The following is a 15,295-nucleotide window of genomic DNA, read 5'->3' on the forward strand; positions in this document are numbered from 1 at the left end:
GTGAGTCGATACGTTAACGTTACTACCGGGTTAGCGGGTTTTAACGCCGCTGCGAACAGGCTGAAAAGGGGATGTATGCTGTCTCAGTCGGTATAGCACAGGGGGGACAGGAGGGCTACCGCGAATCGCCAATCTGTTAGTTTGACTAACCATTGCGGTAAGTATCCCGTGATATTCGCGGCCTCGGTTTTCCAGTAAGGTAAAGCCGCAACCCCTTTATCGCAGGCAGGAGTGACGATGAAACTCATTGGTATGATGGATTCACCTTATGTAAGACGCGTGGCGGTTTCTCTGGCGCTCTATGGCGTGGAATTCGAGAGCCTGCCGCTCTCGGTCTTTAGCGGCTTTGACGAATTTTCCCGTATTAATCCGGTGGTCAAGGCGCCGACGGTGGTGCTCGATAACGGGACGCAGCTGATGGACTCCTCCCTGATCCTCCACTATTTCGAAACGACCAATCCCACCGGGCGCCGGCTGCTTCCCGCGCACCCTGACGCGCTGGCCCGCGATCTGCACCTGCTGGGGGTGATCCTCGCCGCCAGTGAAAAAGCGGTCCAGCATGTTTATGAGCACCGTCTGCGGCCGGAGGAAAAGCAGCATCAGCCGTGGATAGCCCGGGTGACCGGCCAGTTGCTCGCCGCCTGTCGGGAATGGGACGCCCGGCTGGCAGACCGCGCCGCCGCCGCGCAGCCGGACCAGGTGATGGTCACCAGCACGGTGGTCTGGTCCTTTATCCAGTTGATGATCCCGGCGGTGGTGTCGGCAGCGGCGTTTGCGCATATCCGTGCGCTGGCGGAGCAGGGGGAGGCGCTGCCGGCGTTTCAACAGTATCCGCTGGGTTAACGGCAGGGATGGAGAGGGGCGCCGCAGCGTGGCGCCCTGAAGCCGGAGAGGATCACCAGCAGACAAACCCGCCGTCGACCACCAGGTCTACGCCGGTGCAGAACGAGGCGGCGTCGCTGGCGAGGAACAGCGCCGGGCCAGCCATCTCTTCCACCTTCGCCATCCGCTGCATTGGCGTCTGGCTTTCAAACTCGCGGGTCTGGTGCACCATCTCCGGACGGGTATTCATCGGCGTGGCGGTATAGCCCGGGCTGATGGAATTGACGCGGATCCCTTTGCCCACCCACTCCATCGCCAGGCTTTTCGACAGATGGATCACGCCGGCTTTGGAGCAGTTGTAATGCGCCTGGTCGAGGCCGCGGTTAACGATAATCCCCGACATAGAGGCGATATTGATAATCGACCCGCCGCCGGACTCCAGCATCAGTTCCGCTTCCGCTTTGCAGGAGTTCCATACGCCGGTGAGATTGATATCGATCACCCGCTGCCATTGCTCGCTCTCCATCTCCAGCGCCGGATTGGCGTTGGCGATCCCGGCGGCGTTGACGGCGATGTCGAGGCGGCCAAAGCGGCTTTTGGCCAGCGCGACGGCGGCGCGCAGGTCGGCAATCTGGCGGACATCGCCGGTATAAGAACAAGCCTGACCGCCGATGGATTCAATCTGGCTGACCGTTTCCGCCAGCCCGCCGTCGTCGCGAAGATCAAAACAGACTACCCGCGCACCCGCGCTGGCGAGGCTGCAGGCGATGGTCTGGCCGATGCCGCTGCCGGCGCCGGTGACGAAGGCGACGCGCCCCTGCAGGTTAAACAGCTGCTGTGCAAAGTCTTTACCGATCATAGTGTTTACTCTCTTCAATATAGTGTCGAACGTCGGGAGCCCTGTTTCCCGGATGGCGGCGCGTAGCGCCTTATCCGGGCTACCCTCCGGCGGTGTTACGTAGCCCCGGTAAGCGAAGCGCCACCGGGGGCCGTCCCGCAGTGGTGGCGCCAATGGGGACGCCTTATTCGGGCGATGGGGCCCGCTAACCTGCGGGGATTACGACATAATCAAACCGCCATCGATATTGATGGTCTGCCCGGTGAGATAGCGCGCGTCGTCGGAGGCGAGGAAGGCCACCAGCCCGGCCACGTCTTCCGGTTTACCGGCGCGCTTCATCGGAATGCCCTCGACCCACTCGGCCATCAGTTCGCCCTTGCCGTAGCGTTTCTGCTCGGTGCTGAGAATTTCGCCCCACACGCGATCGTTGTAATCCCACATTTCGCTTTCAATAATGCCCGGGCAGAAGGCGTTGACGGTGATGTTCCACGGCGCCAGCTCGTGGGCCAGGCTTTGGGTAATGCCGATCACGCCCATTTTGCTGGCGGCGTAGTGTGGCGTGTAGATAAAGCCCTGTCGCCCCTGGCCGGAAGAGGTGTTGATCAGGCTGCCGTGATTCTGTTTCACCATATATTTGGCCGCCTCGCGGCAGCACAGCCACACGCCGGTGGTGTTGACCGCCAGCACTTTTTCGAAATCAGCTTTTGGCATCCGGTCGTAGTAATCGATGGTGATCACCCCGGCGTTCTGAATGGAGACGTCGATGGTGCCGAAGCGCGCGGCGGCCTGCTCATACAGCGACTGCACCTGCGCTTCGTCGGTGACATCGACCTGCAGAGATAAAATATCCGCCTGATAGCGCTGACGCAGGGTTTCGGCGGTCTCGTGAACGCGCTCGGCGATGGAGACCATCACCAGATTCGCGCCGTCGCGGGCAAAGCGCTCCGCAATACCTGCGCCGATGCCGCGGCAGGCGCCGGTGATCACCACCGTTTTGTTCTGGAAATCTCGTTGCATATTTTTTCCCTTTCGCTGAGCCGGGCACCAGGCCCGGCGGAAGATGTGAATCGTTGCCGGTTAGCTGGAGGTGGCGCCGTTGGGGGGAATGGCGGCCAGTTTTTCCTCGTGGCGGCGCATCAGGATGACCTTGCTCTGCAGCTTCTGCTGGAACTGGTCGACGACCACAGCGGTGACGATCACCACGCCTTTAATCACCATCTGCCAGAAGTCGCTAACGCCCATCATCACCATGCCGTCGGCAAGGAAGACGATGACGAAGGCGCCGATAATGGACCCGGTCACCCGACCGCGGCCGCCGGCCAGCGCGGTGCCGCCGAGCACGGTGGCGCCGATGGCGTCCATCTCGAACATGTTGCCGGTCATCGGGTGCGCGGTTTGCAGCTGTGATGCGACGATCAGGCCAACAAACGCCGCGCACAGGCCGGAGAAGGCATAGACGAATATTTTCGCTTTCACGATCGGCACGCCGGCGAGGCGGGCGGCGGATTCGTTACCGCCGATAGCGTAGATGTAGCGGCCAAGCGGCGTTTTGGTGGTCAGCCAGTAGCCCAATACCAGGAAGCCGATCATCAGCCAGATCGGCAGGTAGACGCCGAGCAGAGTGCCGGAGCCGAGGGTGGCGAAACCGGTGTTGCCCAGCGCTTCCATGCCGTTGAGATTCGGGTAGGTGCTCCCGTCGTTAAACAGCAGCGCGGAGCCACGGGCGACGTACATCATGCCTAAGGTGCAGATAAACGGCGCCACGCCGAAGCGGGTGATCACCGCGCCGTTCACCAGGCCGACCAGCACGCCGAAGATCGCCACGCAGAGGATCACCTCCGGGACGTTAAAGAAAATAACATCGCCGTTCCACAGCGGCAGGCCGTTGGTCAGCAACGCGCCCGCCACCATGCCGCAGATCCCCGCCACCGCGCCGACGGACAAATCAATGCCGCCGGTGAGAATGACCAGCGTCATGCCGATGGCCAGCAGGCCGGTGATCGCCACGTGCTGGGTCATGATCAGCAGGTTAGAGGCGGTCAGGAAGTTGGGTACCATCACGCTGAAGAACGCGATCACCAGCAGGAGGGCGATAAAGGTGCGGGCCTTCAGCAGGTACATATAAATCATATATTTCTGGTTCATGATGGATTCCAGCCTGATTAATCTTGAGGTGTTGAAGCCGCGATTAACTGTTCGCGGGTCACCGTGTGACGCGGTAGATCGGCGGTAATGCGGCCATCGGCCATCACCAGGATGCGGTCGGCCAGGGCCATCACCTCATCCAGCTCTGAAGATGAAAACATTACCGCCAGCCCCTGCTGGGCCATTTTGCCGATCAGGTGATAGACGTCGGTTTTCGCGCCGACGTCGATGCCGCGCGTCGGTTCGTCGAGGAACACCACCTGTGGCTGAGTCATCAGCGCTTTACCCAGCACCACTTTTTGTTGATTGCCGCCGCTCAGCGAGGTGATCGGCAAATTAGCGTCGCTGACCTTGATCGCCAGCTGCTGGATCATCTCTTTCACACAGGTCTCTTCTTTTTGCGGGTTCAACCAGCGCCAGGCGCGGCGGAACCCCTGCAGGCTGAAATCAGAGAGCGTCATGTTGGCCTGAATCGACATCATCTGCACTACGCCTTCGCCCTGACGGTCCTCTGGCACCAGTGCCAACCCCTTTTTCAGCCGTTGCTGAAAGCGCGTTTTGCCGATGCTTTCGCTATTGAGATGTACCTCGCCGCGCTGACAGGGCATCAGGCCGACCAGCCCTTTAAACAGCTCGGTGCGTCCGGCCCCCAGCAGGCCGTAAATACCGATCACTTCGCCTTTACTGAGGGTGAAGGTGACGTCATTGAGCTTGTAGCCGCCGCTCGGATGCAGCGCGGTCAGCCCCTTGACGTCAAGCACTGCGTTGCCTTTTGGCGCCGGTTGATAATCAAAGTGTTTTTTCTTATCACCGACCATCTGCTCAATGATCCACGGTACGCTGGCGTCGCTGACGTGCCGTTCGCTGATAAAACGGCCGTCGCGGAAAATGGTGATGTTGTCGCCGATCTCCATCAGCTCTTCGAGGCGATGCGAGATATAGATGATGGTCACACCGCGGCGCTTAAGCTGCGCGATCACCTTGAACAGCACTTTGACCTCAGACTGGCTCAGCGCCGAGGTGGGCTCGTCCATGATCAGCACCCGGGTGTCTTTCGACAGCGCGCGGGCAATCTCGACTAACTGCTGGTGGCCGATACCGAGTTCACCGAGCGGGGTGTAGGGATCGACATCCAGCTCCAGCCGTTCCAGCAGCGATTTGGCCAGCGCGTACTGGTATTTTTCGTTAATGCGTCCTTTCTGAAAGAATTCATTCGCCATGAAGATGTTGTCCATCACATTCATATTGGGAAATAAATTCAGTTCCTGGAAAATAATACTGATGCCCAGTTTTTCTGCCTGATGCGTCGACGGTAATGAAACCGCTTCGCCATCAAGAATAATTTGCCCGGAAGAGGGCGTTTCCACACCGGCAAGCATTTTCATCATGGTGGATTTACCCGCACCATTTTCTCCGATCAGCACGTTGACTTTATTTCGATAGACCCGGTAATTGACATTATCCAGGGCGGTCACGCCGGGATAGACGCGCGACAGGCCGCGGGTTTCGATAATCACTTCGGACTCAACGGGCTGGGGAGCGACGAGATCGTGCGGCGCCATATTATTGTCCCCCCGCATGAATGATTTTCGCCGGGGTAATTTCCGGGAGAGTTTGCGGAATATCCCAGGCCGAGAAGACGCCGTACACCTCCACGCTATCGCCGGTTTTGACGTTGGCTGTCTGAATCATTTTGACCGCCTGACTGTTGATATTCTTGCTGTACTCGCCGAACAGCACCTGGTCATTAAAGTCCTGATAGCTGGCGCCGCTGTAGCCGTCGCGCAGCTGGGTGCCGCGCAGGGTAGGGCCAATCTGCACCGTCACATTGCCGACGCTGGCGTCGGACAGGGTCATTTTGCCGCTGCGCGAGGCGGTATCGAGTTTGCTGACAGTGCCTGAAGCCTTGACGTAGAAGATGCAGGGGTTTTCGTCCTGCGCACGGTAGCCGAGGGTTTTGCAGGCGCTATCAATGTCTTTTGCCGCCTTGAGCGCGCTCATCAGTTCCGCCGCCGGGCGCGCTTTCGACACCACCTGCGGTACGATGCTCTGCTGCCAGGTTTTATCCATATTCGCCATATGCGGGTTGGGCGGGGATTTCAGGTCTGCCAGCTCCTGCTGCGAGACGATGCGACAGCCCCCTAGCGCCAGTACGGCCAGCGTCAGACAGGTTTTCTTAAACATAATGCTCTCCTCTGCGCCCCCGCAGGGGCGCAACCACCCGAACTCAGGACTTAATGTTGAAATCCTGGACTTTATCGGCGTTATCCTGGGTAATCAGAATGCCGCGGAACATCACGCGCTGCTTCGCTGGCTTCTCGCCTTTTTGCAGGTAGTTATCCAGATCGGTGACGCCCTGAGCGGCGATGGCCTGCGCCTGCAGCATCACGGTTGCCTGCAGGGTGCCGGCTTTTACGGCGTCGCGCTCATCGTTGCTGCCGTCGATGCCGACGACGATCACATCGCTACGGTTGGCCGCTTTCAGCGCCGCAATCGCGCCAAGGGCTACCGGCCCGTTGCCACAGATGACGCCTTTCACGTCGGGGTGCGCCTGCAGGATGCTGTCCATGATGCGTTTGCCGTCGATCAGGGTGCCTTTGGCATCCTGTTTCGCCACGCTGACCATATCCGGATACTGGTCAATGACCTGATGGAAAGATTTAGAACGGGTGACGCAGTTATTATCGGCGAGGTTGCAGGTCAGCTCGGCGTATTTGCCTTTCTCCGCCATTTTCTCCACGAAGACGTTGGCGACCTCAGAGCCGGCCTGGAAGTTATTGTGGGTAATTTGTTCCAGCGCCACATCATCAACCGGAATTTCACGGTTAATTAAGACCACCGGAATGCCGGCTTTTTTGGCTTTTTCAATGGCGGCGACGCTGGCGGTGGAATCAGCGTTATCGAGAATAATGCCCTGCACTTTTTTACCAATCGCGGTGTCGATAAGCTCATTCTGCTTTTTGACATCTTCGCCATGCGACAGCACGGTGGTTTTATAGCCGAGCGCCTGGGCTTTTTCGCTGGCGCCTTTGGCTTCCGAGGCGTAATACGGGTTATCCAGCGAGTTGACCATGATCATAATGGTGCCTTTCTCCGCGGCGTGCGCGGCAAAGGAGAAGGCGGTCAGGGTAGCAGCGGTTAAAAGGGTTATACGTAATTTCATGACTCTGTTCCTGTATTTTTATATTCGAACAAATGAGCCCCTGAGCGGGCAGGCTTTTACGGTCTGAAATTTCCCCTGATGTATTTGGGGATAGCGATATCGTTATGGGCCGGGTTTCTCCTGTGATAAGTGAATGCGTGTCGTCGCGCAGTCTGGCGGTCAGGCTGGCGAGTCCGGTTTCCATAATGTTCGGTCGACCGCATGGCGCCACTCCTGCCAGCGCGTTTGTAAGCGCTGGTGGCGGGCCATGTCGGGCTGAAAGGTGCTGTGTTCGGTTAAGAAGGCCTGCAGATCGGCGGTCGACCCCGGATGGAGCGCTTTGCGCGCCAGCAACGCCGCGCCGATGGCGGACAGCTCCGGCACGTCGCTGCGCATCACCGGGCAGCCGAGCAGATCGGCCTGGTATTGCATCAGCCAGTCATTGTTGGTCGGCCCGCCGTCCACCATCAACGCCGTCAGGGTGAACTCCTCATGCTGACGCATCGCCACCACCACGTCGGCTATCTGATAGGTGATGGACTCCAGCGCCGCACGGATCAGATGCGCGCGTTTCACCCCGCGACTCAGGCCGCAAATCACGCCGCGGGCGCTGTCGTCCCACCAGGGCGCGCCGAGACCGGTCAGCGCCGGCACGAAGTAGACCCCGAGGGTTGAGTCGACGGAGGCGGGGAGGGTATTCAGCTCATGGGCCAGCTCGGCGGCAGAGAGTTCGCTCAGTCCGGTGCTGTCCGCCATCCAGGCGACGGCATCGCCGGTGTGAGGAATATTCCCTTCCAGGCCCCACACCAGCTGGTCGCCATCGTGCCAGGCGACAGTGGTCGCCAGCGCGTCGATATCGCACTGGGCCGATTTGACCGGGGCCATGACCGAAGAGCCGGTGCCGTAGGTGGCTTTGACGCAGCCTGCCTCGCCGAGCGCGTGGCCGAACAGTGCGGCGTGGGAGTCGCCGATCATCGCCATGATCGGAATACCGTCCGGAATGGCGGCCAGTCCTTTGGTATGGCCGAAGAGGCTGCTCGACGGTTTAATGTCCGGCAACGCCGCGCGCGGAATGCCGAACAGCGTCAGCATCTCGTCGTCCCACTCGCCGCGGTGCAGGTTCAGCAGCTGGGTGCGGGCGGCATTGGAGTAGTCGCAGCAGAAGGCTTCTCCAGCGGTCAGATTCCACAGCAGCCAGCTGTCGATGGTGCCGAGGCAAATCTCACCGCGTTCAGCACGCAGGTGGCCATCGACAGTCGCATCCAGCAGCCAGCGCATTTTGGAGGCCGAGAACAGCGGGGCGATTGGCAGGCCGGTGGCACGCTTAATGTGCTGTTCCTGGCGATCGTGACGCAGTGTGTCGCAGAACGCGGCGCTGCGGGTGCATTGCCAGGTGATCGCCGCGTTAATCGGTTCGCCGCTGTCGCGATACCAGCCGATGGCGGTTTCCCGCTGGTTGCTGATGGCCAGCGCGGCGACGTTTTCCGCGCCAACGTGGGCCACCGCGCTGGCGATCACCGCCAGCGAGGCGGTAACCAGCGCTTCGCCCGATTGCTCCACCCAGCCGTCGCGCGGCGTTTGGATCGCCAGCGGCTGCGAGAATTTGACGATAACTTTGCCCCGGCTATCCAGCACCACCGCTTTGGCGTTGGTGGTGCCTTCATCCAGGGCAATGATGAACTCTTTTGCTGTCGCCTGCATCGTGCTCTCCTCGGTCACTCAGTGTCCTGGAACCGCGAAGACGAGGAATATCTCCCACCGTCTCCTGCGTCTGTGCAGGCCATGTTGTGACATTTCGTTATCATCTTTTTAATCACTGAATATATATTCGATAGTGATTATTTATTTGATACCTTAAGCCACAAACCCGGTGACGGGCTACCGGAAAAATCATCAATTGTGCTGGCAATCACATTTCGCCGATCGGCGAAAGCGGCAGTTGGCGGCTGGAGTGGTTGATTAACTGATTGAATTTAAATGCATTAACAGAGCCAGCCCTGAAGTTAAAAAAGCACGTCAGGGCGGCAGAAAGGAAAAGCAGCGCGGCAGGTTAGTCGCTAACCAGCATGCGGGCGGTAGGGTAATCGGTGATTAAAACGTCGATATAGCCGCCGGTGAGGGCGCCTTTGATGGCCGCGACTTTGTCGGTACCGCCGGCCAGCGCGACCACGTTCGGGCATTTTTTGACCTTCTCCAGCGCCATACCGATCACCGGATCTTCATCATCGCGTAACACCGGATGGCCGTTTTTATCGTAGTAGTGCAGGCAGATATCACCCACCGCGCCGCGCGCCGCCAGCACCTGCAGCATATCTTCGTGATAGTAGTTACCGGAGGTTTTCAGCAGTTGAGAGGGTTCGAGAATGCCGATGCCGACGATGGCGATATCCACTTCATCAAAGCGCGACACCACGTCAGCGACGTCTTTGCTGGCCAGCAGCCGATTGCGCTCCTCCATGGATCCCTCGATGCTCTGTGACGGCAGCAGCCAGGCGTCGCAGTTCAGGCGCTGGGCGAGGGTCTGGGTAAGAATCGTCGCCTGCACGTTACCGTTTGGCCCGACGCCGCCGAGCAGCTGGATCACGCCGCTGGCTTTCAGGTTTTGCGCATGAACTTCATCGACCATCGCGCGAATGGTTGAGCTCCACGAGGAGACGCCAATCAGATCTTTTGGCCGCAGCCGGGTTTCCAGATAGTGGGCGGCAGCGGAGCCAATCGCCCGCTTGATGGTATGATCGCTGGCCTCTTCCTCGGTATCCACCACCACCGCCTGCTTAAGGCCGTAGCGATCCTCAAGCCCTTTTTCGAGCTTCAGAAAGATGTTGGACGGCTGAACGACGCTGATCTTGACGACGCCTTCTTTCTGGCAGCGAGTAATGGCGCGGGAGACAAATGACTGAGACAGCGAGAGAAGTTGGGCGATATCAGACTGCTTTCGTCCTTCCAGATAGTAAAGCGTGGCAATCTTAACCAATAGCCGTTGTTCATCCTGCTTAGCCATATTAATCCTCGAAAATCATTTATCGCCTTTCTTCAGGCGGTTAGCTGCAGCCATTATCGTAGTGACTTTTATCATACGCGAAAAAAAATCAGACTTAAGTGTGACAGGCGTCTAACTTTTGCCAATCCTCAAAATCGACTATGGACAAAAACAAAACAGCCAGGTCATAATCGAATAAAGAATCATTATTGAATATATATTCAAGGCGATTTCGAGTCAACGTGTTTATCCGGGCTTCGCCTGGAGCGGGAGGCAGAATGTTCCTGAGTAGGGCGCTGTGGCAGAAGGCTTACCACCCGGCATGGGGATATCTGGTTTTTTTAGTCCTTGCTGGAATAAATATTCCATGCTGAAAATAAATTCAGAGGTGTGAAATGAATCCCTACAGATATGATATTCAGACGCTGGAGCGTAAAGCCCGCGCGGTGCGGCGCCATATTGTGCGCTTAAACGCCAATAGTCCGGCCGGCGGCCACACCGGGGCAGACCTTTCGCAGGTCGAACTGTTAACCGCGCTCTATTTCCGCGTCCTTAACGTCGCGCCGGACCGGCTCGACGACCCGCAGCGCGATATCTACATCCAGTCGAAAGGCCACGCGGTGGGCTGCTACTACTGCGTCCTGGCGGAAGCGGGATTCTTCCCGGTTGAGTGGCTGGAGACCTACCAGCATGCCAACTCCCATCTCCCTGGCCACCCGGTGCGGCAGAAAACGCCGGGCATCGAGCTGAACACCGGCGCGCTGGGTCACGGTTTGCCTGTTGCGGTGGGGCTGGCGCTGGCCGCGAAGAAAAGCAACAGCACCCGCCGCATTTTTTTGATCACTGGCGACGGCGAGCTGGCGGAGGGGAGCAACTGGGAAGCCGCCCTGGCGGCGGCGCACTACGGTCTGGATAACCTGGTCATTATTAATGATAAGAACAACCTCCAGCTGGCCGGGCCGACGCGCGAAATCATGAATACCGATCCGCTGGCCGATAAATGGCGCGCCTTCGGTATGGAAGTCAGCGAATGCCAGGGTAACGACATGGCCTCGGTGGTCGCGGCCATCGAGGGGCTACAGCAGAACGGTAAACCGAACGTTATTATTGCCAACACCACGAAAGGCGCGGGGATCTCCTTTATCCAGGGGCGCCCGGAGTGGCACCACCGGGTGCCGAAAGGCGAAGAGATCGCTCTGGCGCTGGAGGAACTGAAAGATGAGTAATACAGAACACCTGGCTAACGTCATGGTCGAGGCCTTTATTGCTGCCGTAGAAAACGGCGTCGATCTGGTGCCGGTGGTGGCCGATTCCACGTCGACGGCTAAAATCGCCCCCTTTATTAAGCAGTTTCCTGGTCGGCTGGTGAACGTCGGCATCGCTGAGCAGAGCATGGTCGGCACCGCCGCGGGGCTGGCGCTGGGCGGCAAAGTGGCAGTGACCTGTAACGCCGCGCCGTTTCTTATCTCGCGGGCCAATGAGCAAATCAAAGTGGATGTCTGCTACAACAACACCAACGTTAAGCTGTTCGGCCTTAACGCCGGGGCCAGCTACGGCCCGCTGGCCAGCACCCACCATGCCATTGACGATCTGGCGGTGATGCGCGGCTTTGGCAATATCCAGATCTTCGCCCCCTCCACGCCGCGCGAATGTCGGCAGATCATCGACTATGCCCTTGCTTATCAGGGCCCGGTCTATATTCGTCTCGATGGCAAGGCGCTGCCGGAGTTGCTTGACGAGTCGTATCGCTTTGTTCCGGGCGCCGTGCTGACCCTGCGCGAAGGTGAGGACGTCGCGCTGGTGGCCACCGGATCGACGGTGCATGAGGTGGTGGAGGCGGCGCAGCAGCTTGCCGACCTCGGTATCCAGGCGAAAGTGGTCAGCGTGCCGTCGATCCGCCCCTGCGATACCGCTGCGCTGCTGGCGGCGCTCCGGCCGTGTGGTTCGGTGATCACCGTCGAAGAGCATAACGTCAACGGCGGGTTGGGTAGCCTGGTGGCGGAGGTGCTGGCGGAAGCGGGGGTGGGCATTGCTCTGCAGCGGTTGGGGATCCCGGACGGGGAGTACGCCGCCGCCGCCGATCGCGGCTGGATGCGCCAGTACCACGGGTTTGATGCCGCCGCCATCGTTGCCCTGGTGCAAAAAAGAGACTGATGGCCTGAACGCCCGTTGCGTGAAGCGCGGGCGTTTACTGCTGCAATGCACAAAGCGTGATGACCTGATCCTCCGACGCTATCCAGTGCAAGGGATAGCGTTGCTCCGCAAACTCAAGCGCTAAGGTGCTTGCCGTTATGTCCACGATCTGAAAATCGGCGAATCCCAGCGCGCACTGATTTGCCACAGGCGTTGCCTTAAACCCACTCTCTTTTGCCGAAAACGCCAGGGTCAGCGCCAGCGGGAAGGGCAGGCCGCTGTGCAGCAGCACCGTTTTTTCCGCCGGACTGATAATGCTGCTCTCCAGCTCCGCCGCCAGATGTGGGGGAAACTGGCGCTCAATATCGACACCCACCGGCCGATCGGCGATCACCGCCAGCGCGCGCTGGCCGCAGTGGCTGATGCTGCCGAACCAGGGCGTGGGCCACAGCGGCTGGCGCTGGTCGCCGATGGCGGGAGGCTGTTTCTCCCCCACCTCGCGCAGGGCGTACACCGCGGCGATGCGCCCGGCCAGGTGCTCCGCCTGCCGCTTGCGGCCCCAGCCGCTCAGACTGGCGTGATAGGGCAGCCAGAACAGATCTTCAGGCTGGAAAGTCGCCGGGTCGAAGTCGATCTGCTGCAGCGTATAGCCGGCCAGCGGCAGCGTGGCGTGATGGATGCGCATAGGACAAGGTTACCGCGGTTATCCCCGCCCTTTATCCTGCAAGGGCGGGGGAGGGAGAACCCGCTATCAGAAGTGGGTGTTGACGCTCATATACCAGGTGCGGCCCGATTCGTTATAGGTCTCGGCACCGGCGCCATACATATAGCCGGTGGTGCCCCCGGTGGTCTGGGCGTTGCCCGCGCGCCAGTGACGCTTGTCGAAGACGTTATCCACGCCGCCGGTCAGACTGACGTATTTGGTGACGTCCCAGGTCGCGCTCAGGCCGAGGATGCTGTAGGGGCTGACCTCGTTCTTCTCGCTGCCGGTAACCGGTTGACCCTTATAGTTGTACTTCTTCGGCTCCTGCTTGCCGTACCAGGTAAAGGTTGACTGCAGCGAAACGTCATCGCGTACCTGCCAGCTCAGCGTAGAGTTCAGCGTATATTCCGGGATAATCGACAGACGATCGCCGGTCTCTTTGTTCTTACTCTGCAGCATGTAGGTGATGTTGTTGGTCCAGTTGACGGTCTCGCTCACCGGCACGTTCAACGTCCCTTCCAGGCCTTCCACCACCGCTTTTGGTACGTTTTCCCATTGGTAGAGGTCGGTGCCGCTGCCGTTGGTATAGACCGGGGCATAGCCCGCTTCAATCTTGTTGCGGTAGTCGTTGCGGAACCAGGTGACGCCCGCCAGCCAGCCGTCGCGTTTAAACTCGAGGCCAATCTCTTTGTTGATGCTGGTTTCGGCTTTTAAGTCGTCGTTACCCTGCAGATAGCAGCCGGATTTACTGGCATAGCAACCCTGGCCTTTGCTGTAGAGAATGTAGTTCGGGTTGGTCTGATACAGGCTCGGCGCTTTATAGGCGCGGGCGATACCCATCTTCAGTGTGAAGTCGTCCCACAGGCCCTGCGACAGGTTGAGGGACGGGCTCCAGTTATTGCCGACGATGCTGTGATGATCGAAACGCAGCGCCGGGGTCAGCATGGTGGTGTCGGTCAGCTCCATGTTGTTCTCAGCGAACAGCGAGAAGATTTCCGCCTGCGAGTACGGGCTGCGGCCGGTGCTGTCGTAGCCCGGGATGCTGCCGCCCGACAGCGCCTGGGTGTTGGAGGCGTTATCCTTCATCCGCTGCTGGTTCCACTCGCTGCCCAGCGTCAGGTTCTGATTAACCAGATAGTCGAAGGGAATGCTGACTTCACTGTGCAGCATCACATCCGACAGATCGATATCCGAGAACTGATTACTGTTAAAGATCCCCTCGGTGCCCCCGGCCAGGCCTTCGCCTTTGCGCGAGTTGCGGGTGCGCTCGTACTGCGCCCAGTTGCTGGTGGTCACCCCGTTGTCCCAGGCGCCGTTCCAGGTGACCGAGTAGGTGTTGCGATACAGACGGTTGGTCTCTTTACCGTAGTTTTCTTTCACCAGGTCGTTGGTGTTGGTGTTCTGGGTGTCGCCGGCGTAGAGGTTGCCCTGGCGGCTGTAGCCGGCTTCAAACTCCAGCGACTGCATCGGGGCGAATTCCCAGCGCACCAGACCATCGATGTTTTTATTTTGTACCCCTTCGCGCCCGGCAGGCAGGGTGTCGGCATAGATCCCGGTACGTTCGGACTGATGGCCCTGGTTGATATCCCAGGCGTCGGCCTGCGTTTTGTCGAGGTTACCGAACAGGCGGAAGCTGAAATCGCCGCCCAGCGGGCCGCTGAGGCTGAAGTTAGTGCGTTTGGTGGAGCCTTCATCCTTGTGCTCCGGGGCGTTCATATAGGTGTTCCATGAGCCGTGCCACTCATCGCCGGTTTTTTTGGTGATGATATTCACCACCCCGCCGGCGGCGCCGTTGCCGTAGCGGGCGGCGGCCGGGCCGCGAATCACTTCGATGCGTTCGATCATCTCCGGCGGCACCCAGCTGGTGTCGCCGCGGGTATCGCGCTCGCCACGCCAGCCGAGGCGCACGGAGTTGCGGCTGGTGACCGGCTTGCCATCGATCAGGATCAGGGTGTTTTCCGGACCCATGCCGCGGATATCAATCTGGCGGTTATTGCCGCGCTGGCCGCTGGTGGAGTTGCCGGTCAGGTTGACCCCCGGCATGGTGCGAATGATCTCCGAGACGTCGCGCGCTGGCGGGCGTTTGCGGATCTCATCGGCGGTGATGGTGGAGACGCCTGGCGCCTGCAGATTCTGCTCGGCGGCGGTGACCACCATGGTCTCTTCAGCCGCGCTGTTTTTATCGTCGGTGGCGGTTTCCGCTGCGCTTAACGGAAAAGCAACCCCGTAAATTCCCAGATTGACCAGCAAGGCCAGGGATTTGATCCTGTTATTCATTGTTATTCCTGCTCTTTAGTCGCCACGTTCCCCAAACGCCCCTTCCCACCGGGAGGGGAGGCGGCATAAATGTTGCCGGAAGAGGGCAAAGGCACTCCGTCGCTAGCTGAATAAGCTCTCTTCGACATGTTTTGTGAAAGACGCGCTTCCCACGGCGCGCTAATACGCTATTGCAAATGCAAATAGTTATCAATAATATTATCAATAAAGAATTACAATTAATTAAAAAAGTCACGCTATACATAGGGTTAATGA

General features: G+C 59.2%; 13 protein-coding genes. 3 read left to right on the plus strand and 10 right to left on the minus strand.

Going from position 1 to position 15,295, the window contains the following annotated elements; genetic code table 11:
- The first annotated feature begins 237 nt into the window (after positions 1-237).
- Positions 238-843, plus strand: a complete 606-nt coding sequence (locus tag CWM58_RS17245) for a glutathione S-transferase (RefSeq protein ID WP_100681424.1) — start codon at positions 238-240, stop codon at positions 841-843.
- A 52-nt stretch (positions 844-895) separates the two neighbouring features.
- Here CWM58_RS17245 and CWM58_RS17250 read toward each other — a convergent pair whose 3' ends face one another.
- The 8 genes from CWM58_RS17250 to CWM58_RS17285 form a co-directional block, all read right to left on the minus strand.
- Complete coding sequence (locus tag CWM58_RS17250) at positions 896-1,681, minus strand: SDR family oxidoreductase (RefSeq protein ID WP_100681425.1); 786 nt, start codon at positions 1,679-1,681, stop codon at positions 896-898.
- Between the two features lie 198 nt (positions 1,682-1,879).
- The gene (locus CWM58_RS17255; RefSeq protein ID WP_100681426.1) at positions 1,880-2,677 is read right to left on the minus strand and encodes an SDR family oxidoreductase; all 798 of its coding nucleotides are present in this window, start codon (positions 2,675-2,677) and stop codon (positions 1,880-1,882) included.
- Between the two features lie 60 nt (positions 2,678-2,737).
- Positions 2,738-3,805 carry an ABC transporter permease gene (locus tag CWM58_RS17260; RefSeq protein ID WP_044649621.1) on the minus strand — a complete coding sequence of 356 codons (1,068 nt, stop codon included), beginning with the start codon at positions 3,803-3,805 and terminating at the stop codon, positions 2,738-2,740.
- A 17-nt stretch (positions 3,806-3,822) separates the two neighbouring features.
- On the minus strand, positions 3,823-5,367 hold the full coding sequence (locus tag CWM58_RS17265; RefSeq protein ID WP_100681503.1) for a sugar ABC transporter ATP-binding protein: 1,545 nt from the start codon (positions 5,365-5,367) through the stop codon (positions 3,823-3,825).
- Between the two features lies 1 nt (position 5,368).
- A complete protein-coding gene (locus tag CWM58_RS17270; protein ID WP_100681427.1) occupies positions 5,369-5,989 on the minus strand; it encodes a DUF2291 family protein in 621 nt (206 codons plus the stop codon).
- 43 nt (positions 5,990-6,032) lie between these two features.
- Positions 6,033-6,968: a D-ribose ABC transporter substrate-binding protein gene (locus CWM58_RS17275; protein ID WP_004176926.1), complete on the minus strand. Its 936-nt coding sequence runs from the start codon at positions 6,966-6,968 to the stop codon at positions 6,033-6,035.
- Positions 6,969-7,127: 159 nt separating this feature from the next.
- On the minus strand, positions 7,128-8,648 hold the full coding sequence (locus CWM58_RS17280; protein WP_100681428.1) for an FGGY family carbohydrate kinase: 1,521 nt from the start codon (positions 8,646-8,648) through the stop codon (positions 7,128-7,130).
- Positions 8,649-8,997: 349 nt separating this feature from the next.
- Positions 8,998-9,948, minus strand: a complete 951-nt coding sequence (locus CWM58_RS17285; RefSeq protein ID WP_002893602.1) for a sugar-binding transcriptional regulator — start codon at positions 9,946-9,948, stop codon at positions 8,998-9,000.
- 374 nt (positions 9,949-10,322) lie between these two features.
- Here CWM58_RS17285 and CWM58_RS17295 point away from each other — a divergent pair, with 374 nt between their 5' ends.
- Positions 10,323-11,153 (plus strand): transketolase, encoded by an 831-nt coding sequence (locus CWM58_RS17295; protein ID WP_008805574.1) that lies wholly within the window; start codon positions 10,323-10,325, stop codon positions 11,151-11,153.
- A complete protein-coding gene (locus tag CWM58_RS17300) occupies positions 11,146-12,081 on the plus strand; it encodes a transketolase family protein (protein ID WP_046622438.1) in 936 nt (311 codons plus the stop codon). The genes CWM58_RS17295 and CWM58_RS17300 overlap by 8 nt, the downstream gene beginning before the upstream one ends.
- A gap of 34 nt (positions 12,082-12,115) precedes the next feature.
- On the opposite strand, the gene entD is transcribed toward CWM58_RS17300, so the two are convergent.
- Both entD and fepA read right to left on the minus strand, forming a co-directional pair.
- Positions 12,116-12,745: an enterobactin synthase subunit EntD gene (gene entD, locus CWM58_RS17305; protein ID WP_100681429.1), complete on the minus strand. Its 630-nt coding sequence runs from the start codon at positions 12,743-12,745 to the stop codon at positions 12,116-12,118.
- A 66-nt stretch (positions 12,746-12,811) separates the two neighbouring features.
- Complete coding sequence (gene fepA, locus CWM58_RS17310; RefSeq protein ID WP_032729591.1) at positions 12,812-15,040, minus strand: siderophore enterobactin receptor FepA; 2,229 nt, start codon at positions 15,038-15,040, stop codon at positions 12,812-12,814.
- Positions 15,041-15,295: the final 255 nt, after the last annotated feature.

The organism is Klebsiella sp. H-Nf2 (genome assembly GCF_002806645.1).
In the GTDB taxonomy this organism is placed as follows: domain Bacteria; phylum Pseudomonadota; class Gammaproteobacteria; order Enterobacterales; family Enterobacteriaceae; genus Klebsiella; species Klebsiella variicola.

Bases quoted from the DNA above. Each gene is read 5' to 3' on its own strand.
- CWM58_RS17295 (WP_008805574.1), top strand. From the start codon at position 10,323: ATGAATCCCTACAGATATGATATTCAGACGCTGGAGCGTAAAGCCCGC.
- fepA (WP_032729591.1), bottom strand. From the start codon at position 15,040: ATGAATAACAGGATCAAATCCCTGGCCTTGCTGGTCAATCTGGGAATT.
- CWM58_RS17300 (WP_046622438.1), top strand. From the start codon at position 11,146: ATGAGTAATACAGAACACCTGGCTAACGTCATGGTCGAGGCCTTTATT.
- CWM58_RS17260 (WP_044649621.1), bottom strand. From the start codon at position 3,805: ATGAACCAGAAATATATGATTTATATGTACCTGCTGAAGGCCCGCACC.
- CWM58_RS17255 (WP_100681426.1), bottom strand. From the start codon at position 2,677: ATGCAACGAGATTTCCAGAACAAAACGGTGGTGATCACCGGCGCCTGC.
- CWM58_RS17250 (WP_100681425.1), bottom strand. From the start codon at position 1,681: ATGATCGGTAAAGACTTTGCACAGCAGCTGTTTAACCTGCAGGGGCGC.
- CWM58_RS17245 (WP_100681424.1), top strand. From the start codon at position 238: ATGAAACTCATTGGTATGATGGATTCACCTTATGTAAGACGCGTGGCG.
- CWM58_RS17280 (WP_100681428.1), bottom strand. From the start codon at position 8,648: ATGCAGGCGACAGCAAAAGAGTTCATCATTGCCCTGGATGAAGGCACC.
- entD (WP_100681429.1), bottom strand. From the start codon at position 12,745: ATGCGCATCCATCACGCCACGCTGCCGCTGGCCGGCTATACGCTGCAG.
- CWM58_RS17270 (WP_100681427.1), bottom strand. From the start codon at position 5,989: ATGTTTAAGAAAACCTGTCTGACGCTGGCCGTACTGGCGCTAGGGGGC.
- CWM58_RS17275 (WP_004176926.1), bottom strand. From the start codon at position 6,968: ATGAAATTACGTATAACCCTTTTAACCGCTGCTACCCTGACCGCCTTC.
- CWM58_RS17265 (WP_100681503.1), bottom strand. From the start codon at position 5,367: ATGGCGCCGCACGATCTCGTCGCTCCCCAGCCCGTTGAGTCCGAAGTG.
- CWM58_RS17285 (WP_002893602.1), bottom strand. From the start codon at position 9,948: ATGGCTAAGCAGGATGAACAACGGCTATTGGTTAAGATTGCCACGCTT.